The organism is Tenacibaculum amylolyticum, from assembly GCF_964511145.1.
In the GTDB taxonomy this organism is placed as follows: Bacteria; Bacteroidota; Bacteroidia; order Flavobacteriales; family Flavobacteriaceae; genus Polaribacter; species Polaribacter amylolyticum.
Map to the genome: position 1 here is coordinate 351,941 of NZ_CAZEFZ010000026.1, position 22,225 is coordinate 374,165.

Annotated in this window: 17 protein-coding genes; 9 read left to right on the top strand and 8 right to left on the bottom strand. The window is 31.0% G+C overall.

From position 1 onward, the window contains the following. Nucleotides 1–55: 55 nt before the first annotated feature. The 4 genes from ACKTTC_RS09905 to ACKTTC_RS09920 all read left to right on the top strand — a co-directional run bounded on the left by ACKTTC_RS09905 (nt 56) and on the right by ACKTTC_RS09920 (nt 5,018). On the top strand, nt 56–856 hold the full coding sequence (locus ACKTTC_RS09905) for a TrmH family RNA methyltransferase (protein WP_408039658.1): 801 nt from the start codon (nt 56–58) through the stop codon (nt 854–856). Between the two features lie 113 nt (nt 857–969). Beyond that, nucleotides 970–3,186, top strand: coding sequence for a RelA/SpoT family protein (locus ACKTTC_RS09910; protein ID WP_408039659.1), 2,217 nt, complete (start codon nt 970–972; stop codon nt 3,184–3,186). 75 nt (nt 3,187–3,261) lie between these two features. Then, entirely contained in the window at nt 3,262–3,711 is a 450-nt protein-coding gene (locus ACKTTC_RS09915) for a Fur family transcriptional regulator (protein ID WP_408039660.1), read from the top strand. A gap of 35 nt (nt 3,712–3,746) precedes the next feature. Then, nucleotides 3,747–5,018, top strand: a complete 1,272-nt coding sequence (locus ACKTTC_RS09920) for an adenylosuccinate synthase (protein ID WP_408039661.1) — start codon at nt 3,747–3,749, stop codon at nt 5,016–5,018. A gap of 74 nt (nt 5,019–5,092) precedes the next feature. Here ACKTTC_RS09920 and ACKTTC_RS09925 read toward each other — a convergent pair whose 3' ends face one another. Then, nucleotides 5,093–6,538 (bottom strand): pyridoxal phosphate-dependent decarboxylase family protein, encoded by a 1,446-nt coding sequence (locus ACKTTC_RS09925; protein ID WP_408039662.1) that lies wholly within the window; start codon nt 6,536–6,538, stop codon nt 5,093–5,095. Nucleotides 6,539–6,731: 193 nt separating this feature from the next. On the opposite strand from ACKTTC_RS09925, the gene ACKTTC_RS09930 reads away from it, so the two are divergent. The 3 genes from ACKTTC_RS09930 to ACKTTC_RS09940 all read left to right on the top strand — a co-directional run bounded on the left by ACKTTC_RS09930 (nt 6,732) and on the right by ACKTTC_RS09940 (nt 11,500). Continuing rightward, on the top strand, nt 6,732–8,351 hold the full coding sequence (locus tag ACKTTC_RS09930) for an OstA-like protein (protein ID WP_408039663.1): 1,620 nt from the start codon (nt 6,732–6,734) through the stop codon (nt 8,349–8,351). Next, on the top strand, nt 8,348–9,529 hold the full coding sequence (locus tag ACKTTC_RS09935; RefSeq protein ID WP_408039664.1) for an aspartate aminotransferase family protein: 1,182 nt from the start codon (nt 8,348–8,350) through the stop codon (nt 9,527–9,529). Before ACKTTC_RS09930 ends, ACKTTC_RS09935 begins: the two co-directional genes overlap by 4 nt. A 198-nt stretch (nt 9,530–9,727) precedes the next feature. Next, a complete protein-coding gene (locus tag ACKTTC_RS09940; RefSeq protein ID WP_408039665.1) occupies nt 9,728–11,500 on the top strand; it encodes an AMP-dependent synthetase/ligase in 1,773 nt (590 codons plus the stop codon). A gap of 73 nt (nt 11,501–11,573) precedes the next feature. Here the strand turns inward: ACKTTC_RS09940 and ACKTTC_RS09945 are convergent, their stop codons facing one another. Further along, nucleotides 11,574–13,199, bottom strand: coding sequence for an aminopeptidase P N-terminal domain-containing protein (locus ACKTTC_RS09945; RefSeq protein ID WP_408039666.1), 1,626 nt, complete (start codon nt 13,197–13,199; stop codon nt 11,574–11,576). A 192-nt stretch (nt 13,200–13,391) separates the two neighbouring features. Here ACKTTC_RS09945 and gcvT point away from each other — a divergent pair, with 192 nt between their 5' ends. Beyond that, entirely contained in the window at nt 13,392–14,474 is a 1,083-nt protein-coding gene (gcvT, locus tag ACKTTC_RS09950) for a glycine cleavage system aminomethyltransferase GcvT (protein ID WP_408039667.1), read from the top strand. Nucleotides 14,475–14,547: 73 nt separating this feature from the next. Here gcvT and ACKTTC_RS09955 read toward each other — a convergent pair whose 3' ends face one another. The 3 genes from ACKTTC_RS09955 to ACKTTC_RS09965 all read right to left on the bottom strand — a co-directional run bounded on the left by ACKTTC_RS09955 (nt 14,548) and on the right by ACKTTC_RS09965 (nt 18,049). Further along, complete coding sequence (locus tag ACKTTC_RS09955) at nt 14,548–15,936, bottom strand: hypothetical protein (RefSeq protein WP_408039668.1); 1,389 nt, start codon at nt 15,934–15,936, stop codon at nt 14,548–14,550. Nucleotides 15,937–16,049: 113 nt separating this feature from the next. Continuing rightward, complete coding sequence (locus tag ACKTTC_RS09960) at nt 16,050–17,426, bottom strand: hypothetical protein (RefSeq protein WP_408039669.1); 1,377 nt, start codon at nt 17,424–17,426, stop codon at nt 16,050–16,052. Nucleotides 17,427–17,491: 65 nt separating this feature from the next. After that, complete coding sequence (locus ACKTTC_RS09965; RefSeq protein ID WP_408039670.1) at nt 17,492–18,049, bottom strand: 1-acyl-sn-glycerol-3-phosphate acyltransferase; 558 nt, start codon at nt 18,047–18,049, stop codon at nt 17,492–17,494. A gap of 49 nt (nt 18,050–18,098) precedes the next feature. Between ACKTTC_RS09965 and rmuC the strand changes: the two genes are divergently transcribed. Next, nucleotides 18,099–19,538: a DNA recombination protein RmuC gene (rmuC, locus tag ACKTTC_RS09970; protein ID WP_408039671.1), complete on the top strand. Its 1,440-nt coding sequence runs from the start codon at nt 18,099–18,101 to the stop codon at nt 19,536–19,538. Between the two features lie 129 nt (nt 19,539–19,667). Here the strand turns inward: rmuC and ACKTTC_RS09975 are convergent, their stop codons facing one another. The 3 genes from ACKTTC_RS09975 to ACKTTC_RS09985 all read right to left on the bottom strand — a co-directional run bounded on the left by ACKTTC_RS09975 (nt 19,668) and on the right by ACKTTC_RS09985 (nt 22,079). Then, complete coding sequence (locus tag ACKTTC_RS09975) at nt 19,668–21,164, bottom strand: serine hydrolase (protein ID WP_408039672.1); 1,497 nt, start codon at nt 21,162–21,164, stop codon at nt 19,668–19,670. Between the two features lie 82 nt (nt 21,165–21,246). Continuing rightward, on the bottom strand, nt 21,247–21,696 hold the full coding sequence (locus ACKTTC_RS09980) for a hypothetical protein (protein ID WP_408039673.1): 450 nt from the start codon (nt 21,694–21,696) through the stop codon (nt 21,247–21,249). An 11-nt stretch (nt 21,697–21,707) separates the two neighbouring features. Then, entirely contained in the window at nt 21,708–22,079 is a 372-nt protein-coding gene (locus ACKTTC_RS09985) for a VOC family protein (RefSeq protein ID WP_408039674.1), read from the bottom strand. Nucleotides 22,080–22,225: the final 146 nt, after the last annotated feature.

Genomic DNA, 22,225 nt, shown 5'->3' on the forward strand with positions numbered 1-22,225 from the left:
CTTTAGAAAAAGCTTTTATAGCAATAGTAATCATAATTCGGTATTTTTGCCGAGTATGAAAAAAATAGTCAGTAGTCAGAATTCTTACATTAAAGATTTAATTAAGCTTCAAGAAAAATCTCGTGAGCGCAAAAAGAAAGGACTTTTTTTAGTAGAAGGACGAAGAGAAATTTCATTAGTCTTACAAAGTGATTATGTAATTGAAAGTGTTTTAGTTCTTGACACTGTACTTCAAAATAATGATACATTACTAGAAGAGTTACCTAAATCGGTACAACTTATTAATGTTTCGAAAGAAGTGTATCAAAAAATAGCATATCGCGATTCTACCGAAGGTATGATTGCTGTTGTAAAAGTTAAAGAGTTTTCATTAGCTTCTCTTCAACTTACCCATAAGAATCCGTTAATAATGGTTATGGAAGGTATTGAGAAACCTGGAAATATTGGTGCTATGCTACGTACTGCAGATGCTGCTAATGTAGATGCTGTAATTATTGCCAATCCAAAAACCGACATTTACAATCCAAACATTATACGCTCTAGTGTAGGATGTGTTTTTACAAATCAAATTGCTGTTGATACTTCAGAAAATGTAATTGACTTTTTAATAGCAAATAACATTCATATTTATAGTGCTACGTTACAAAATTCAAATGCTTATTATCAAGAAGATTACACACAAGCTTCAGCGATTGTTGTTGGAACAGAAGCTACAGGCTTAACTGAAATCTGGAGAGAAAAAGCATCTCAAAATATTAATATTCCTATGCAAGGTGCTATAGATTCTATGAACGTATCTGTAGCTTGTGCTATTGTTGTTTTTGAAGCTAAAAGGCAGCGGAAATTCATAAAATAAATCGAATCTATATAAGCATTGGTATAAGTTGAAAAGTATCAAAATGTTGTATAATAAAAATCTTTATAGTACTTTCACTTTTAAGATACTGTTGAATATAAAATGATTGGTTTATGGAGTACACTGCTACAGTTGAGGAAGAAAATAAGGAGATTGCAAATCGTTATAAAGATTTACTTAAAGGAACGTACCAAACCTTATCTGAAGATGATAAAAAACTGATCCGTAAAGCTTTTGAAGTTTCAGTTGAAGCACATTCCCAACAAAGAAGAAAATCAGGAGAGCCTTATATTTTCCACCCTATTGCCGTAGCTAAAATTGTAGCTTATGAAATAGGTTTGGGTGCTACTTCTATTGCTGCTGCTTTATTACACGATGTAGTTGAAGACACACACTATACGGTAGAAGACATGCAACAATTATTTGGTGAAACTGTTGCACGTATCGTAAGCGGACTTACCAAAATTTCGCGATTAAAGCAAGATCAGGATTATTCGATTCAAGCAGAAAACTTTAGAAAAATGCTGCTTACATTACATGATGATGTTCGTGTAATATTAATTAAAATAGCAGATCGTTTGCACAACATGCAAACCATGGATGCAATGCCTCCACATAAACAGGTAAAAATCGCATCTGAAACCTTATACATTTATGCTCCCCTAGCCCACCGTTTAGGTTTATATAATATTAAAACTGAGCTAGAAGATCTTGGTTTAAAATATACTGAGCCAGATGTATACAATGACATTTTATTAAAGACAAAAGAAAATAAAGAAGAGCAGCAAAAATATATAGACACTTTCAACTCTAGAATTAGAGAAGCATTAGATAAAGAAGGTTTTTCTTATCAGATAAAAGGACGTTTTAAATCTATTTATTCTATTAGAAGAAAAATGCGCAAGCAAAATGTTTCTTTTGATGAAGTGTATGACAAATTTGCTATTAGAATTATATACAAACCAACTTCAGATGATGAAAAATTTGATGCCTGGAAAATATATTCTATTGTAACTGATTTCTATAAACCAAATCCTTCTAGATTACGCGATTGGATTTCACAACCTAAATCTACAGGGTATGAAGCTTTACATATTACTGTAGTAGGACCAGATTCAAAATGGGTTGAAGTTCAGATTCGTTCCGAACGAATGGACGAAATAGCTGAAAAAGGTTATGCTGCACATTTCAAATACAAGCAAGGAAATCAAAATGAAAATGGACTAGATGGATGGCTTAATAAATTAAAAGAGACTTTAGAAAACAATACACTAAATGCTGTTGATTTTGTTGAAGACTTTAAACTAAATTTATATGCTAAAGAAATCTATGTCTTCACTCCTAAAGGAGATTTAAAATCATTACCTAAAGGAGCTTCTGCACTTGATTTTGCTTTTGCGATTCATACTGATGTTGGATTGAAATGTAGAGGAGCAAAAGTAAACGGAAAGCTAGTACCATTAAGTTATGAGTTGAAAAGTGGTGATCAGGTAGATATTCTAACCTCGCCTACAAATAAGCCTAATTCTAGATGGTTAGACTTTGTTTTAACTGCACGCGCACGAACAAAAATTAAATCGGCTTTAAAAGCAGATGAAAAGAAGATTGCTGAAGAAGGAAAAGCTATCTTGATGCGAAAATTACGTCATTTAAAAATTAATTATGACGAAAAATTAGTCCATGAAATAGCAAGTTTTTTCAATCTTCAAACTAGTTTCGATCTTTTCTATAGAATTGGTAATGGTGCTATTGACAATAGCCAGCTTAAGGAGTTTGTTAGTCAACGAAGTAACAGAATCATGAGCTTCCTTAAAAACCCTTTTAAAAGGAATGGTGCTAAACACATTACTGATTCAGAAGAAGTTACTAATAAATTTGACGCCTTAGTATTTGGACAAGAAGAAGAGAAATTAGAATACTCTTTATCTGTATGCTGTAAACCAATTCCTGGCGATGATGTATTTGGTTTTGTGACTATTAACGATGGTATTAAAGTTCATAAAAATAACTGTCCGAATGCAATTTCGTTACAATCAAACTTTGCTTACAGAATTATAAAAGCCAAATGGATTGATTCTACAAAACAAGAATTCTCAGCAATATTAGAAGTTAGTGGTGTAGATAACAAAGGAATTGTAAACAATATTACAAGAATTATTTCTAGCAATATGGATGTTTTTATTAACAGTATTAACATTTCAGGAAACGCTGGTATTTTTGAAGGGAAAATATCGCTAACCGTAAAGAACAGAACACAACTTACAAAGCTTATCAATCGTATTAGAAAGGTAGATGGTGTACAGAAAGTAACACGTGTTAATACTTTATAGATATATTCTTTATTACAACGCTTTTTTTATAGATAAATAAACGTAAATTTGTTCTTTGGTTAAATTTAAAATATTATGAGTAGTTCGGCTGAAAATCAAGAAATCGTAAAAAAGGTTTTCACTTCTTTTTTAGAAGATAATAAACATCGTAAAACACCAGAGCGTTATGCTATCTTACAAGAAATTTACGATGCAGACGAACATTTCGATATAGAGTCTTTATATATTAAAATGAAAAATAAAAACTATCGTGTAAGTAGAGCTACACTTTACAATACGATGGATTTATTATTAGAATGTGGTTTAGTTCGTAAACATCAATTTGACGGACAATCTATGGCTCGTTACGAAAAGAGTTATTTTGATAAAAATCACGATCACGTAATTCTAACTGATTCTGGAGAAGTAAAAGAGTTTTGCGACCCAAGAATTCAAATCATTAAAAAAACTATTGAAGACGTTTTTGATATCGATATTCATAACCATTCCCTATACTTCTATGGGACTAAGAAAAAAACGAAATAACTCACAACCATAACACATAACAACACACTAAACAAATGGCAGTAGATTTATTACTCGGCTTGCAATGGGGAGACGAAGGCAAGGGTAAAATCGTTGATGTACTTACACAGAATTATGATATTATCGCTCGTTTTCAAGGAGGTCCAAACGCCGGGCATACGCTAGTTTTTGATGGCAATAAATATGTATTGCACACAATTCCATCTGGTATTTTTCACAAAACCGCATTAAACGTAGTAGGTAACGGTGTTGTAATTGATCCCGTAATTTTCAAAAAAGAATTAGAAAATTTAGATCAACACAACATTAATTACACAGACAAACTATTAATCTCTAGAAAAGCACATTTAATTCTTCCAACACACAGATTATTAGATGCTGCTTCTGAAACTTCTAAAGGAAAAGCAAAAATTGGTTCTACCTTAAAAGGAATTGGTCCTACTTATATGGACAAGACTGGTAGAAACGGTATGCGCGTAGGAGATTTAGAATTAGACGATTGGAAAGAGAAATACCAAGCATTAACAGAGAAACACCTTAAAATGCTTGATTTCTTTGATGTAGATATTCAGTATGATTTAGAAGAATTAGAAGCTGAGTTTTGTAAAGGTATTGATAAGTTAAAGACCTTACAGTTTATCGATTCTGAGCAATATTTGAACGATGCTATTAAAGAAGGGAAAACAATTTTAGCAGAAGGAGCACAAGGTTCTCTTCTAGATATAGATTTTGGAACGTATCCTTTTGTAACTTCTAGTAATACTACAGCCGCTGGGGCTTGTACTGGTTTAGGAATTGCTCCTAATAGAATAAAAGAAGTTTTTGGAATCTTTAAAGCATATACAACACGTGTAGGTTCTGGCCCATTTCCAACAGAATTATTTGATGAAGATGGTGAAACAATGGCACGAGTTGGTCATGAATTTGGAGCAACTACAGGAAGACCACGTCGTTGTGGATGGTTAGATTTAGTAGCTTTAAAATATGCAGTACAAGTAAATGGTGTTACACAATTAATGATGATGAAAGGAGATGTACTTTCTGGCTTTGATACCTTAAAAGTATGTACTTCTTATAAATATAAAGGCGAAGAAATCACGCATTTACCATTTAATATTGAACCTGAAAATGTAACTCCAATCTATAGCGATTTTAAAGGTTGGGCAGCAGATTTAACAGGTATGACTAAAAAAGAAGATATGCCAGAGAACTTAATCAACTATATTAAATTTATAGAAGATGAAACTGGAGTTCCTGTAAAAATCGTTTCTGTTGGCCCAGATAGAAAACAAACTATTATGAGATAATTCTCAAAAATTATAGCAACAAAAAAGGAGTTCATAATTGAACTCCTTTTTTATTTTAATAACCTAAATATCTTTTAGCTTTCTTTTTTAATTTCAGAAAGAATTTCCTTTGCATACTTTTCACATTGATTTAATGTGTCTTTAACATCATCAATAGTTGTTCTAGGGTTTATCAAGCACATACGTAACACTACTTGTTTATTTAAAATAGTAGTTACAAAAACAGCTTCTCTAGATGCTAACACGCGTTTAGAGATTTCTTGATTTAAGTAATCTATTTGTTTCTCCGTTAAATTTTCATTTATAGGATTGCATCTAAAATTGATAATCGCTAAAGTAGCTGGAGAAACAACTTCCCAAGTTTTTGCCTTACGCAAGTATTCCTCTACTTCTTCAGTTAATTCAATATTATAGGTAACAGCCTTTCTAAACGTTTCTAAGCCATAAGTTTTTATAGACATGTAAAACTTTAACGCTCTTAACCTTCTCGTTAACTGAATTCCGTAGTCATAAAAGTTAATTTCTGATTCATTTCCTTCAACATCACGTAAATACTCAGGTTTTTCACTAAATGTACTACTTAGCCAAGAAGCATCTTTCACTAATAAACCTCCTATTTCATAAGGTTGAAAAAACCATTTGTGAGGATCTACTGTTAAAGAATCAGCTCTTTCTATTCCAGTCAGCATTCTTTTTCCTTTCTTTGATAAAATAGCTCCACCACCATAAGCACCATCTACGTGCATCCAAATATTTTCTTTCTCACAAATGTCCGCAATCTCATTTAACGGATCTACGGTTCCTGTATTTGTTGTTCCCGCATTAGCTATAAAGCAAAAAGGTTGTAATCCTTCTAATTTATCTTTAGCTATTGCATTTTTTAGTTTATTTATTCCAATCCTAAATTCAAAATCTGTTGGAATAATTCTAATCTGTTCCTTCTTAAATCCTAAAACTTTAATTGCTTTAATGTTAGAAGAATGTGCTTGGTCTGATAAATAAATAACAGCTTTAGAGAAATCATCACCACATTTAATTCTTCTAGCAGTTACTAACGCCGTTAGATTTGCCATAGAACCACCACTTGTAAAAATTCCACCACCTTCTTTCACTGGAAAATTAAACATATTTAACAACCAATTAACGGTAACAATTTCCAGTTCAGCAGCAGCAGGAGAAGCTATCCAACCACCAGAAAAAATATTTAATCCTGTCGCTAATGAATCGGCCATAGTACTTATATAATTACTAGGTCCTGGTACAAAAGAATAAAACTTAGGATGCGATACTACCGTACTATTAGGTACTATATTTTCCATTACAAAATTCAATACATCATTTGCATTACTTGCTTTTTCTGGAGCTTCTTGTAAAAAAATTTGATCTAAATCTTTTCTATTACTAGCTTCTGCTACAGGCTTTTTTTCACGCATTGTATCCCAATGCTCTGCTATTAAATCTACAATCTTATATCCATACGATTTCATCTCTTCAAGAGATAAATCAAAATAATTTTCCATGTACATTAAATTTTCTGCAAAATTAGCTTTCTTTTCAGCTATATAAAACTTTTCACCTACCTTAATTCAATATTTTTTCACTAATTATATCTTTGCTATTTACCCTACATTTTAATTCAAAAATCTTTTTCAAATTATTTTAAGAATTTGGCATGCTCTTTTCATTATTTTTGTGTACTAAAATTTTAAAATTTTGAAAAGAATAGTTCTTTTTTTTAGCATTATCATTTCAATACAAGTTAGTTCTCAGACTAAAAAAATAAAAATTTTGTCTTCAGAGATAACAACTGCAGATCAGAAGAAATTTCCTGGAGCAACGATATTAATTGGTAATGTAAAAGTTGCACATGAAGGAGCAACATTAGATTGTAAACGAGCACTTTTATATAGAAATAAAAATACTTTTAAAGCTATTGGTGAAGTTGTAATTGAACAAGGTGATAGTATTATTCAGTATTCAGATTTTGCAAATTATGATGCCAATACAAAAATCGCCAAGTCTTGGGGAAATGTTGAAGTGAATGATAAAGAGATGAAACTTTCTACAGATACTTTGTATTTTGATAGAACAAAACAAATATTATTCTACCCAACCAAAGGAAAGATTAAGGATACTAAAAACACCTTAACAAGTAACAAAGGAACATATTATTTAGAAGACAAAAAGTTTACTGCTAAAACAAAAGTTACCGTAGTAAATCCAGAAAATAGGTTAGATTCTGATCATTTAGATTACTATACTAATTCTAAACTAGCTTATATTTATGGACCGTCAACTGTTTATAATTTAAAAGATAGTACGAAAATTTATGCTGAAAGAGGTTTCTTCGATACCAATACAGATATTTCGTATTTTGTTAAAAATGCTAAGCTTTTCTCTAAAGAAAAAACCATAGAAGCAGATAGTCTTTATTATGACAAACCTAAAGGTTTTGCTTCTGCTACCAATAACATTACGGTAATCGATACCATTCAAAAAATGGTGGTTAAAGGAAACTATGCTGAGATTTTTGAGTTACAAGACTCTTTATTCATTATAAAAAAACCCGTTGCTATTTCTATTATGGAGAAAGATTCTTTGTATATGCATGGCGACACTATTTTAGTTACAGGAAAACCTGAAAATCGAATTGTTAGAACCTATCATAATGTAAAGATATATAAGTCTAATTTACAAGGTAAATGTGATTCGATACACACAAACCAAACTACTGGACTAACTCGAATGTTTAGAGCTCCTATTCTTTGGTCTGGAAAAAGTCAAATTACAGGAGATAGCATACAATTTTTATCCGATAAAGAAACAAACAAATTAGATTCGTTATACGTACTTAAAAATGCCTTTATCATACAAAAGGATTCTATTGATCCTAATAACTTTAATCAAATAAAAGGTAGAAATATTTACGGAAAATTTGAAGATAATGATTTAAGAGTAATGCTTGTAAAAGGGAATGCCGAATCTCTATATTACAACAGAAATGATGAAACACAAGAATTGGAAACTATTACTAAAGAAATTGCAAGTGATATTGAATTCTTGTTAGAGGATAATGAAATTGTTCAAACTAAATACTTCAAAAAGTCTGAAGGAAAAACATATCCTCCTTCAGAGTTTCCAGAAGATCAGAGAAAATTTAAAGGCTTTATTTGGCGTGAAGATGAGCAACCTAAAACAATGGAAGATATTTTTATAAAAGATCAAAAAGTTGCTCCAGCTCAATCCAAAAAACTTGAAGTCGTTGAAAAAGCTAAAGCGCGACTAGAAAAAGAAAACAAACGACGAATTCAAATAGAAAAAGAGGAAGAGTGAAAAAAGACTTTTTAACATACCAAGCTCAAACAACTCCACATCCATTAGCTATTGAAATTTCACACGCTAATGGGAGTTACATTTACGATACTAACAGCAAAGCCTATTTAGACTTTGTAGCTGGTGTTTCTGCTAACAGTATAGGCCATAATCACCCAAGTGTGAATACAGCTGTAACTGAACAGATGAAAACCTATTCGCATGTTATGGTTTACGGTGAGTTTATTCAAAAACCACAATTAGAACTTTGCAAAGCATTAGCAAATACACTCCCCTCCTCTTTGTCTTCTGTATATTTAGTAAACTCAGGAACAGAGGCTACAGAAGGTGCTTTAAAACTGGCTAAAAGATATACCAAAAGAAGTGAAATTATAGCTGCTCATAACGCTTACCATGGAAATACTGCAGGTTCTATGAGTGTATGTGGCGCAGAACGACAAAATAGCGCTTTCAGACCTTTAGTACCGGGAACAAAGTTTATACAATTCAACAATGAGCAAGCATTAGCACAAATAACCACCAAAACAGCTGCCGTTATCTTAGAAACAATACAAGGTGGCGCAGGTTTTATAGAACCTGAAAATAATTTCTTACAAAAGGTAAAAGCTAAATGTGAACAAGTTGGTGCTTTACTCATATTAGACGAAATACAAACTGGTGTAGGTAGAACTGGTACATTTTGGGGATTTGAAAACTACAATGTAATTCCTGATATTTTTATTACCGGTAAAGGTTTAGGAGGTGGAATGCCAATTGGTGCATTCATTTCGTCTTATGAAATTATGAATACTTTAAAAGACAATCCTAAATTAGGACATATTACAACTTTTGGAGGCCATCCAGTAATTGCAGCAGCAGGTTTAGCCACAGTTAACGAAATCACAACTACAAATCTTGCTTCAGAAGCAATTAGAAAAGAACAAATTCTTAGAACACATCTTACACATCCTCATATTAAAGAAATACGAGGAAGAGGTTTGATGTTAGCGTTAATTATGGAATCATCAACAATAGCAGATCAAGTAATTTTAAACTGTTTAGAAGAAGGCTTAATTCTGTTCTGGTTACTGTATGAAAAACGTGCTGTACGAATTACTCCTCCATTAACAATTTCTGATGATGAACTCATTAGAGGCTGCAAAATTTTAACAAAAATTTTAAACAATATAGATATCTAAGTAGCGTTCTTATAATACTTATATAGTTGATTGGGGATTTTATTATTAACTATTAAAATCGGTTAGATGTATTTTTCTAGCCGATTTTTGTATTTATCTAAATCGTTTTCGTTCCTAAAACTAAGGGAATCAACAAAAAACAATTTTTGCCCAAACAACTTAATTTTTATATTTTGTGACACACAAATTTAGGTACATATGTCGATTGAAATTAAGCGTCTTTTTGACTTTCCATACTATCAGTTGGAAAAGTATAATCTCCAAGAATCACTTACTACAAAATACAACGGGAACTGGAAGTCTATCTCTACAAAAGAATATATAGCACAAGCGAATAAACTTAGTAGAGGTTTATTACGATTAGGAGTACAACCTAACGATAAAATAGCAGTTATTAGCACAAATAACTGTACTGAATGGAATATTTGTGATATTGGTGTTTTACAAGTTGGAGCGCAAAATGTTCCTATTTACCCTACAATTTCTAAAGAAGATTACGAATATGTGTTAAATCATTCTGAAGCTACCTATTGTTTTGTTTCAGATACAGATATTCTTGAAAAGTTAAATCAAATCAAAGGAAATACGAAATTAAAAGAAGTATATACTTTTGATGATATTGAAGGCGAAAAAAACTGGAAAGAAGTTTTAGAATTAGGAAATGATGAAAGCAACCAAGAAGAAGTTGAACAACGTAAAAACAACGTAAAAGCTGAAGATTTAGCTACTTTAATTTATACTTCTGGTACTACAGGGAAACCTAAAGGAGTAATGCTTTCTCATAATAATATTGTTTCTAATGTTCTTGCCAGTGCTAAAAGAGTTCCTTTAGATCAAGGTAAAGGAAAAAGTTTAAGTTTTTTACCTGTTTGTCACATCTTTGAACGTATGATTCTATATTTATACCAGTATTGTGGTATAGCAATCACCTTTGCAGAATCTATTGAAAAGTTAAGTGAAAATGCTCAAGAAGTAAAGCCTAATGTTATGACAGCTGTTCCTAGGCTTTATGAAAAAATATACGATAAGATTTATGCTAAGGGTACAGAATTATCTGGAATTAAAAAAGCATTATTCTTTTGGGCTATTGAACTTGGTTTAAAATATCAACCTTATGGAGCTAATGGTTGGTGGTATGAAAAGCAATTAGGTATTGCTAGAAAACTTATTTTCTCTAAATGGCAAGCTGCTTTAGGAGGAGAATTAAAAATAATGGTTTCTGGTAGTGCTGCATTACAACCACGTTTAGCAAGAGTATTTGCTGCAGCTGGAATGCCGGTAATGGAAGGATATGGTTTAACAGAAACATCTCCTGTAATATCTGTAAATGATGAAAATAATGGCGGATTCAAAATTGGAACTGTTGGACGTATTATAGATGGTGTAGAAGTTAAGATTTCTGAAGAAGATGAAATTTTAGTAAAAGGTCCTAATGTAATGATGGGGTACTATAAAGATCCTGAACGTACCGCACAAGTTATTAAAAACGGATATTTCCATACTGGAGATAAAGGAAAGGTTGAAAATGGCTTCTTAAGTATTACTGGACGTATTAAAGAAATGTTTAAAACATCTGGTGGTAAATATGTAATTCCGACATTATTAGAAGATAAATTAAAACAATCTCGCTTCATCGAACAAGTAATGGTTGTAGGAGAAGGTGAAAAAATGCCTACTGCGTTAATTCAACCAAACTTTGATTTTGTAAAAGAATGGGCACGAAGAAATGATATCGAAATTTCTGAAAATAAAGCTTTAATTGCTAACGAAAAGGTTATCGCTCGTCTTCAAGAAGAAGTTGATGATTGTAATTGTAACTTTGGTAAATGGGAGCAAATTAAACGTTTTGAGTTAACTCCTGAAGAATGGACTGTAGATAGTGGTCATTTAACTCCAACAATGAAAATGAAACGTAAAATCATTAAGGATATTTACAATGGTTTATACGAAAAAATGTATGATAGAGCTTAATCAGTATTAGTATATAAAATAAAAAACGCAGAGAAATTTCTCTGCGTTTTTTATTTATTATTTGGTGTTTTATTTACTCATCTAAATTAGGCAATAAAAAGTCATCTAACACACTTTTTTTAGCCATCATCGCTTCAATTGCTTTTACAGTTCTTGGCGCTTCCTCAGATAAGTTTTTAGGTGCTCCGTTAGTAATTAAAATATCATCTTCTATACGAACAGCAATCCCCCACCATTTTTTATCACAAGGACTTCCTTCTGGAATATAAATTCCTGGTTCTACTGTAATCACCATATTTTCTTTAAAAGCTCCGTATGTTCCTGGATCGTGTACATCTAACCCAATATGATGAGAAGTACCATGTGGAAAATACGAATGTTGTTCATTTACATTCTTAATTATTCCTAATTCCACCAAACCTTCATTAATTACTCTTTTAGCTTCTTGACCTGGTTGCCAAAAAGCATTTCCTACTTTACAAGCATCAATACCTGCATTTTGTGCTTTTAAAACAACTTCATAAACAGCTTTTTGTTCTGGATTGAACTTCCCGTTAGCAGGAATTGTTCTTGTAACATCTGCTGTATACCCTCTGTATTCCGCTCCTAAATCCATTAACACAAGGTCATGACCAACTTTTGTCTTATTATTTTCTATATAATGTAAAATACATCCATTATTTCCTGCTCCTACAATAGATGGATATCCTTCGTATTCTGCTCCGTATTTTTTATAAACAAACTCATGAATTCCTTGTATTTCTGTTTCAGACATATGCGGTTTCATTGCTTTCATAACCTCAATTTGTCCAACAGCAGAAATTCGTATAGCCTTGGTTAACAACTTTAATTCTTCCGGAGTTTTCACCTCTCTCATTTCAGCTAGATTTGCACTCAAAAACTCTATATTAATATTTGATTTAGAATTCAATTCTAAAGAAGCTTTTTCTTGAAACTCCTTTCGTGCTTTATCATTACTGGCATTTTGATATCCTTGTACAATTTTATCTTCTTTTAAACTTGGATATACTGTAACAGCTCTACCTATTACTTGAGCAACATTTGCAGCATTTTCTACAGGTGAAGCAGTTATTAGTTCATAAATTCTTTTTTTAGGAGTTGATAAAAAGTTTGTTGTATTATAATTCGATTTCTCTTTAAAGCTTTTTACTAAATCATATACTTCTCCTTTTTTCCTTTCTGAATTTCTATAATCATCTTTAAATTGCTCGATGAAAACTTGATCGAACTTTGTAAAATCAATAGGTGTATTCGAAAAATCTTCAGAAGTTGCTGCTTTTGTAAAACCTAAATCTCTTTTAACTCCTGCTACTCCTAAACGTTTTCCATTCCACATTTCAGCTTTTGGATCTCTTTTAGGAACGTATATCATTTCGTTATAAACAGTTCCGTTTTCATCTGTTTGATCGTTAGAAAACAATAATAAAACTGCATTAGGTTCTCTAAAACCAGTTAAATAATAAAAGTTAGGATCTTGATGAAACACATAATCAACGTCATTTGCTCGATTACGAATTGGATTTGCAAATACTACCGCAACAGAATTTTGAGGCATTTTTTTACGTAAAGCTTCTCTACGTTCTTTATGAAATTTTTTGGGCAGATAATCTGTTGGTGTTTGTGCAATCCCAAAACTTATAGAAGCTACAAAGACTACTAAAAAAATAATGCGTTTCATTCTTCAAATTAAAATTAGTGTAGAATCAAATTTAATATTTATTCTATGTATTTAATAAACATTAACAATTTTTAAACACTTATACCAATCATATTTATGCCTTTATTTTAATTAAAAAAGATTCTGAAAGCTTCAATTACTATTACAGTATTTTTCAATATTTTTGAAACTTTAAAACAACTAAATTACAGAATGAAAAATACAGCACTAACACATGTACATGAAGCATTAGGAGCTAAAATGGTTCCTTTTGCAGGATATAATATGCCTGTTCAATATGAAGGTGTAAATATAGAACACGAAACCGTTCGTAAAGGTGTAGGTGTTTTTGATGTAAGTCATATGGGAGAATTCTTTTTAAAAGGTGAAAATGCATTAGCACTAATTCAAAAAGTAACTTCTAACGATGCATCAAAATTAGTTCCTGGAAAAGCACAATATACATGTATGCCAAATGCTGATGGAGGAATTGTAGATGATTTAATTATTTACATGATTGCTGAAAATGAATACATGTTAGTAGTAAATGCTTCTAATATCGAAAAGGATTGGAATTGGATTTCGCAACATAACGATTTAAATGTTGAGATGGAAAACCGCTCAGAAAATTGGTCTTTATTAGCTATACAAGGTCCTAAAGCTGTAGAAGCTATGCAATCGTTGACTCAAGTAGATTTATCTACTATTAAGTTTTATACATTTCAAATAACTGATTTTGCTGGAATTCCTAATGTTGTAGTTTCTGCTACTGGATATACAGGTTCTGGAGGTTTTGAAGTATATGTTAAAAATGAAGATGTAGAACAATTATGGAACAATGTTTTTAAAGCTGGTAAAGACTGGGGAATTAAACCTATTGGTTTAGCTGCTCGTGATACTTTGCGCTTAGAAATGGGATATTGTTTATACGGTAATGATATAGACGATACTACTTCTCCTTTAGAAGCTGGTTTAGGTTGGATTACTAAGTTTACTAAGGATTTTGTAAATGCTGAAGCTTTAAAAGCTCAAAAAGAAGCTGGTGTTACTCGTAAATTAGTTGCTTTTGAATTAACTGATCGTGGAATTCCTCGTAAAGATTATGAAATTGTAGACACTGAAGGTGCTGTAATTGGAAAAGTTACTTCTGGTACTATGAGTCCTAGTTTAAGTAAAGGAATTGGTTTAGGTTATGTTACTGTTGAAAATTCTAAAGTAGATTCAGATATTTTTATTCAAATTCGTAAAAAACAAGTTCCTGCAAAAGTGGTAAAATTACCATTTTATAAAGGGTAACAGATTTACATAAAATTGTAATAAAAAAAACCTGCTTTACAGCAGGTTTTTTATGTATAAAATGAGTAATATATTACTTTTTTTCTAATAACTTCTCTAGTTTTTCTAAACGATCTGATAAGGATTGTAGTTTCTTATTTTCTTCCTTAAGCTTTTTAATCTCTTTTTCTTGCTGAATAGTATACAACGTTAATTCCTCAACTTTTTCTAATAGCTTTTTATTCATATCTCCAAGTAAAACACCATTCTCCTCTACTTCTTTTGCAGATGGAATATTTTCTAAATGTCCTTTATTTTTGATATGTTTTTCAACTTCTTCCAGGGTTGGTAAATTGTATGATGTTTCAAATACATAATCTGGCCAACCTGTTAAATCTACTCTTACTTCCTTTGCATGAACGGTTCCATTTACTGCTAGTTTTTCATCTGGTGCATCATTACCTATTCCAACATTTCCATTAGTAGCAACAGTTATTCCTTTATTATAACCTCCTTGAGCTACAATTCGTACATCACTATACTTGTGAAGGGTTCTATCATAAGTCATTATGTATCCATTACCTTCAGAAACTCCTACATCCAAGCCTAAACCTGTTAAAGTATTCGTTTCCCAACCTTTAAAATGCCCCATATTACTTACTTGTAAATCTCCATTACCTACTTCTAATTTTGCTACTGGAGAAAGCTCACCGATTCCTACATTACCTTTATCGTCTAACATCATTACGTCTATATAATTGTGTGCTATATTTAATGATGGATCAGGTGTAATTCTGAAAAACATTCCTCCTCCATAAGTTTTATTTGTACTATTATCCGCAAAAATTCTATCATTAGTATCATGACCGATTTGAATATTTGTATGATTAGACGTTAAAGCATTAAATTTAACATGTCCATTAACATCTAATTTTGCATATGAGGGGGAACTTGTTCCAATTCCTAAACTTCCATCACTTGTAAGTACCATTCTATTATTTGCTCCACCAGTTCTAAAAATTATTTTATGATTAGATAACGTACCAATATGCATATTATCTCCTTTTACTACTATTTCATTTGGATCAAATCCTAAACCTTGATTTGCTGTTCCTAGTAAAATTGATGAGTTTTTTAAATCTCCCCAACCAATAGTGTTTGATTGAATTATTTGTAATTTAGCTTCAGGAGCAGGAACTCCAATACCAATATTACCATTCAAGGCTAGTACAAGTTGAGAACTTGTTAAAATCCCTCCATAATTTAAACTAAAAGCATTAGCATTCGATTGATCTATTCCCATAGAATACCAAGCATTCCCGTTATTATGAAATGTTAACCAAGAGTCATCTCCGTTTCTTTCAAGTAATAATGTTCTACCACTAGGATTTGTTAGTTTTGTTTGCCCTGTTAAATAATCGTTTTGTGCAGATATAGCAATACTAGTGCCTAATAAGGCAATCATTGCAATTTTTGATTTCATATAATTTAATTTTATTAACCTAGGAACAAAGATATAAAACCAATGATTAATAAAAAACCTGCTAAAAAGCAGGTTTTATTACGAGTATATTTTTAGTTTAAGTACTTATAAAATTATTTTAGTTTTTCTTCTAAAAGCTTTTCAATTTTTGATAAACGATTAGATAACTCTAGCAATTTCTTATCTTTCTTTTTTAATTCTTTTTGTTGTTCATCTAACTTCTTTTCTTGCTGAATGGTATACAAGGTTAACTCCTCAACTTTTTCTAATAGCTTTTTATTCATATCTCCAAGTAAAATACCATTCTCTTCTACTTCTTTTGCAGATGGAATGTTTACTAAATGTCCTTTACTTTTAATATGTTTTTCAACTTCTTCTAGGGTTGGTAAATAGTATGATGTTTCAAATACATAATCTGGCCAACCTGTTAAATCAACTCTTACTTCCCTTGCATGAACCGTTCCATTTACTGCTAATTTTTCATCTGGTGTAGTTGTTCCAATACCTACATTACCATTTAAACGATCCATACTTAAAATATGGGTAGCAAATGAGTTTTCTGTGTCATTATGTGAACGTATATATAAATGCTTACCGTCACTATGAGCATTAAACAACCAATCATTTTTATCTTTACCATCTATGGTGAAAGCTCCCCAATCTCCATCTCCAACTTTAGCACTACCATTTACTGTTAATTTACCAGATGGGGTTGTTGTTCCAATTCCTAAACTTCCATCACTTGTAAGTACCATTCTATTATTTGCTCCACCTGTTCTAAAAATTATTTTATGATTAGATAGCGTACCAATATGCATATTATCTCCTTTTACTACTATTTCATTTGGATCAAATCCTAAACCTTGATTTGCTGTTCCTAGTAAAATTGATGAGTTTTTTAAATCCCTCCAACCAATAGTGTTTGGTTGAATTATTTGTAATTTGGCATCTGGTGTACTAGTACCAATACCTATATTACCATCAGAAGCTATTCTCATTCTTTCTGAACTACTTCCTCCAGCTATAAAAGATAATACTCCATTTGAATGTCCTGCTCTTAATGTAACTAAATCTGTAGATTTGTCCCTGTATAAAACATTCAAATTATCTCCATTACTAGAACCTATTCTTATTCCTCCTACTGTTCCTTGATTTATGTACAACCATTCATCAGCGTTACCTTTTAACTCCAACGAAGTACTAGGTGAAGAAGTACCAATCCCTACATTACCATTAGGTATAACAAATTTATTGGCTCCATTTTCTAAGTATAACATAAAAGTATTTAAATCATGCCCTAGTCCCATAAAAGCTTTTCTAGTTCCTGAACTATTTACCCAATTTGTATAGAGCCAGCTGTCATCTAAAGTTTGAAATGTTGTAATATTATCGGAGCTACTCTTAACATGCAATCGCTGATTAATAACTTCTTGTGCAGATATAGCAAGGCTTGTGCCTAATAAGGCAATCATTGCAATTTTTGATTTCATATAATTTTAATTTTATTATTCTCGTAGCAAAGATAGAAATTGATTATAAATAACAAAAACCTACTCTAGAGTAGGTTTTTGTTATTAAATAATTCAGGTTTAGCACCTTTAATATCTTTGTAAAATTCTAAAAAATGTTCAAAATCTTTTTCAATACTATCTGTTAAGTGATAAGGAGGCGCTACTTTTATTTCTTTATTTTTAAAATCGAAAGCAAACATTACAATTGGTACATTCGCGCCTTTGGCTATATAATAAAAACCTGTTTTCCATTTTTCAGTATACTGTCTCGTTCCTTCAGGGGATAACGCCAATCTAAACTCTTCTTTTGAATCAAAAATAGCGGCAATAGTATCTACTAAATTCGTGCTTTTAGTTCTGTTTACTGGAGTTCCTCCTAACTTTCTAAATATAAATCCAAAAGGTGGTTTAAATAAAGATGCTTTTGCTATATAATTAATAGGAACTCCTGTCGTATTTCTAGCTAAAATTGCAACAGGAAAATCTTTCCAACTCGTATGCGGAGCTCCAATAACCACATATTTTTTTAGGTTTTCCGGAAAACTTCCAGTTACCTTCCATCCTAAAATTTTAGTAAAAATAAATTTAGATATACTCTGCATTATTAATTGACTTTAAAACGGTAAATTTAGGGTTTTAATTTTTTACTAAATGTCAGAGCAATTGCTATACATCTTATTAACTGGTTTTGTAGGACTTATTATAGGTTTTCTTGTTGCCTATATCATTCAAAAAGGAAAATCGAATACGTTAGAAAATGAAAAAACGAGCTTAGAGGAACGAAATAAACTGCTCTTAGAGCAAAAAAATGCTGATTCGCATACTATAGAAACTTTACAAAAAGAAGTTAAGTTTTTACAGACAGAAAAAGACACGTTAAAAGAACGTAATACTACGTTAGCTGAACATAAAGTAATCTCAGATAGAAATACCGAAGAGTTAAAAGAGAACTTCAAACAAATTCAAATTGAAAAGGAGAACCTTATTAAAATTAACACGCGACAAGATGTTGATTTAAAAAACTTACAAACGAAGTTAACAGAACAAAAAACTGAGATTGAAGGTTTACAAGAAAAGTTTACCAAAGAGTTTGAAAATTTAGCAAACAAAATTCTTGAAGAAAAATCGAACAAATTTACAGTTCAGAATAAAGAGAATATTAAAAATATTTTAGATCCTTTAGAAAAGAAAATCAAGGATTTTGAAGAGAAAGTAGACAAAACTCACAAAGAAAGTATCGATTACCATTCCGCATTACGTCAACAAATCTTAGGTTTAAAAGAATTGAATGCACAAATGAGTAAAGAAACCTTGAATTTAACGAAGGCTTTAAAAGGTGATAGTAAAGCTCAAGGAAACTGGGGAGAATTGGTGCTAGAACGTGTATTGGAAAAATCGGGATTAGAAAAAGGGCGAGAGTATTTTGTACAACAATCGTTTACCAATGAAGAAGGAAAACGTATCATGCCCGATGTAGTAATTCATCTTCCTGATAACAAAAAAATGGTAGTAGACAGTAAAGTGTCTTTAACCGCTTATGAACAGTTTGTAAATACAGAAGATGAACAAGAGAAAGAACGTTTCTTAAAAGAACATTTAATCTCTCTAAAACGTCATGTAGAGCAATTATCTGAAAAGAAATATGAAGATATTTATAAAATTGAATCTCCAGACTTTGTATTGCTTTTTGTTCCGATTGAACCTGCCTTTGCTGTAGCCTTACAACAAGATAATACTTTATACAATAAAGCATTTGAAAAGAATATTGTTATTGTAACACCTACAACTCTATTAGCTACGCTTCGCACCATAGATACAATGTGGAATAATGAAAAACAACAACGTAACGCTATAGAGATTGCACGACAAGCGGGTTCTTTATATGATAAATTTGATGGCTTATTAAAAGACTTGATTAATATTGGTAAAAAGATAGATGCTACCAAAAGCGATTATAGTGCTGCTATGAATAAATTAGTTGACGGACGTGGTAATTTAATAACTGGAGTTCAAAAATTAAAAACGCTTGGCGCAAAGGCAAAAAAAGCATTGCCTCAAAGTATAATAGATAGAGCAAGCGAAGAGGAATAAACCTCCTTTTTGCCATATATAAGCTACCACATAGCATATATCAAATGATTAAATATTTATTTGATTATAAAAAAACCTACTAAGATGTAAACATTTTAGTAGGTTTTTTAAAAATTGAAAATAGCCTATCTATTTCTGTAATTCAAAACTGAGTTTTTTAATTTTTTCTAGAGACATTTCTTTATCTGGATCTTTTTTATTAGCCCTTTTATACCAAACAAGAGCTTCTTCTGGCTTGTTCCAAGCCAAATAACCATCTCCAACACTGTCGTAAAAACCTGGTACTTCTGGTTGTATCTCTAAATGGAATTTAAAAATAGCAATTGCCTTTTCATAATAATGTTTCTCTAAAAGATCATAACCTAAACCATCTAAATAACCTTTTCCAAAAGCATAACTATTTGGATCTTCTTTTTCTAATCTAAAATATTCTTTTTTAAAGGCATTTATATCTTTTTCCAGAATGAGTTTACGTAAAGCAAAACTAATAGGAGTTTTATAGTTTAATATCTTATTATTATACAATTTACTCATGATTACTGTAGCTATATATTCTGTTATAATAGTATCACTATTTGCCATTATAACAATAGCGAAATCAACCTCTGGTATAAAACCCAAAAAAGTACTATATCCTTCATCTCCACCTGAGTGGCGAAACAATTGCTTCTCTCCTATTTTAGCTGTAAACCACCCTAAACACATTCCTTTTCCATTTTTAAAAGGGATTTGTGTATCTGTCAATTTTGTATATGTTTCTTTAGAAAAAATTTCTTTTTCGCTCCATTCTCCTTTGTTTAAATATAGCTGTGCCCAAAGTAACATGTCATCTGTATTAGCATGTAACGTAGAACTAGGCGCATGAACTCTGTTATAAGGATAAACGTTTGCTTTATCTACAGTAAATGAACAATTTTCAACATGTGGAGAAGTCGCTAATTCTTTAGTAACCTCTTCTTTCAAAAATGTACTGTTTTTCATACCTACTTTTGAGAAAAACTCCTGTTTCATATAAGTCTCAAAAGGAATCTCTGTTACTTTTTGTATGACTGCCGCTAGTAAATTATAAGCTGCATTACTATATTTATGTGAGCTTCCTGGGAGAAAATCTAACTTTTGATTTTTAAAGCTATTTACGTAACGTAATGAAGCTTTATCATCATATTGTGGTTTTTCCCATTCATAATCGTTAACATCTGGAATTCCTGAAGTATGAGTAAGTATTTGTTGTAAAGTAATGTCTTTGTAAGCTGGAGAATTCATAACAAAATTAGGTAGGTATTCCACTAATTTATTAGATAGCTTAAGTTTTCCTTCTTCAACTAGTTTCATAATTGCTGTTGCTGTAATAGGTTTTGATACAGAAGCCATATGAAAAACCGATTGATTTGTTAAAGGTATTTCTGTATGTAAGCTCTGTACACCATAAGCTTTTTGAAAGAAAGTTTTCCCATCTTTTACAATACCTATTGCAATACCAGGTACTTCAAAAGTTTTTTGTTTATGCTGTATTAATGAATCTATAAATCTTAGTGTTGATTGTTCTTGACTATATATCTTATCCGTATACATACTAACTAATAAAATACATACCAAATAATGAATATTTGCAGAGAAAAATTTCATTTGATTAATTTATTTCTCTAAAAGACAAATAACAATTTAATTTGTTACACAAAAACTTATAGTTTTTACAGATTAAACTTTCTTAAAAAGTGAAGGTTAGTTCTCCTTTTTCTTGGTAGATAGATTTGTAGTAAATTTTAACTGTAACACCTCTATGTTTTAAACCTTTTAATGAAACTAATAAGTTCTTTTCATTACTCCTAAAAACTGAGTTTTTATTGTAATTATAGCTTCCTCTTCTATTCTTACTTTCGCCTGAAGCTTTTAAATAATCTTCTAAAGTTTTATATGTTTTTCCATTATAGATAAATATAATTTTGTCTACAATTGCTGGGCCAAAACCATCATTTGTAATATATACCGTAAGTAAATCATCATCAAAAGATTGGTTTAAAGAGTAACCTAAATAAGGTTTTACAGTTAACTTATTATGTTTTTGTTGAATCCTTGTTTGGGTGATAGAAACTACTAATGCAGACAATGCAATAATAATTACTGCATAATGTGATAGCTTTTCTAATTTGGTACTCATAAACTATATTTTTAATGATCTTTTTCTATAAACACTATCGTATTTCCGTCAGGATCTACAACAGTTACAGCCTTTCCTTCTTGTAAACTTTCTATTTCACCTCTAACAATTCCATTATATGCTTTTACTTTAGAAATAATTTGATTCAAATCAGTTACAACAAAATCAAATTGTTGTCTGTTTTGTTCTGCAACTACATTGGCTAATACATTAGGACATAATTGAATTGGAATTCCTGCTATTTCTGAACTATATAAAGTATACCCTTGAAAGTTATTCTTTTTAAAGTTACAGTTAAAAACATTCTCATAAAATGAAACCATTTCAGTAATATTGGTCACTGCAATAGTGAGCTTAGCTATTTTAAATTGTTGTTTTTTCATAATAGAAAGAGAGTAACCATCCAAAAATAAACAATTTACATATTTATTATTTACAAGAACTCAATTGAATCTTATAAAAAACATCGATACTAACGTAATAGAAAAAGAAAAGCGGTTGTAATTTTTACAACCGCTTTTCTATATAT

What these genes read in the sequence shown, in the direction of transcription:
- ACKTTC_RS09940 (WP_408039665.1), top strand. Translation starts at nt 9,728, where the DNA reads ATGTCGATTGAAATTAAGCGTCTTTTTGACTTTCCATACTATCAGTTG.
- gcvT (WP_408039667.1), top strand. Translation starts at nt 13,392, where the DNA reads ATGAAAAATACAGCACTAACACATGTACATGAAGCATTAGGAGCTAAA.
- ACKTTC_RS09920 (WP_408039661.1), top strand. Translation starts at nt 3,747, where the DNA reads ATGGCAGTAGATTTATTACTCGGCTTGCAATGGGGAGACGAAGGCAAG.
- ACKTTC_RS09905 (WP_408039658.1), top strand. Translation starts at nt 56, where the DNA reads ATGAAAAAAATAGTCAGTAGTCAGAATTCTTACATTAAAGATTTAATT.
- ACKTTC_RS09985 (WP_408039674.1), bottom strand. Translation starts at nt 22,079, where the DNA reads ATGAAAAAACAACAATTTAAAATAGCTAAGCTCACTATTGCAGTGACC.
- rmuC (WP_408039671.1), top strand. Translation starts at nt 18,099, where the DNA reads ATGTCAGAGCAATTGCTATACATCTTATTAACTGGTTTTGTAGGACTT.
- ACKTTC_RS09960 (WP_408039669.1), bottom strand. Translation starts at nt 17,426, where the DNA reads ATGAAATCAAAAATTGCAATGATTGCCTTATTAGGCACAAGCCTTGCT.
- ACKTTC_RS09925 (WP_408039662.1), bottom strand. Translation starts at nt 6,538, where the DNA reads ATGGAAAATTATTTTGATTTATCTCTTGAAGAGATGAAATCGTATGGA.
- ACKTTC_RS09965 (WP_408039670.1), bottom strand. Translation starts at nt 18,049, where the DNA reads ATGCAGAGTATATCTAAATTTATTTTTACTAAAATTTTAGGATGGAAG.
- ACKTTC_RS09945 (WP_408039666.1), bottom strand. Translation starts at nt 13,199, where the DNA reads ATGAAACGCATTATTTTTTTAGTAGTCTTTGTAGCTTCTATAAGTTTT.
- ACKTTC_RS09915 (WP_408039660.1), top strand. Translation starts at nt 3,262, where the DNA reads ATGAGTAGTTCGGCTGAAAATCAAGAAATCGTAAAAAAGGTTTTCACT.
- ACKTTC_RS09955 (WP_408039668.1), bottom strand. Translation starts at nt 15,936, where the DNA reads ATGAAATCAAAAATTGCAATGATTGCCTTATTAGGCACTAGTATTGCT.
- ACKTTC_RS09975 (WP_408039672.1), bottom strand. Translation starts at nt 21,164, where the DNA reads ATGAAATTTTTCTCTGCAAATATTCATTATTTGGTATGTATTTTATTA.
- ACKTTC_RS09910 (WP_408039659.1), top strand. Translation starts at nt 970, where the DNA reads ATGGAGTACACTGCTACAGTTGAGGAAGAAAATAAGGAGATTGCAAAT.
- ACKTTC_RS09980 (WP_408039673.1), bottom strand. Translation starts at nt 21,696, where the DNA reads ATGAGTACCAAATTAGAAAAGCTATCACATTATGCAGTAATTATTATT.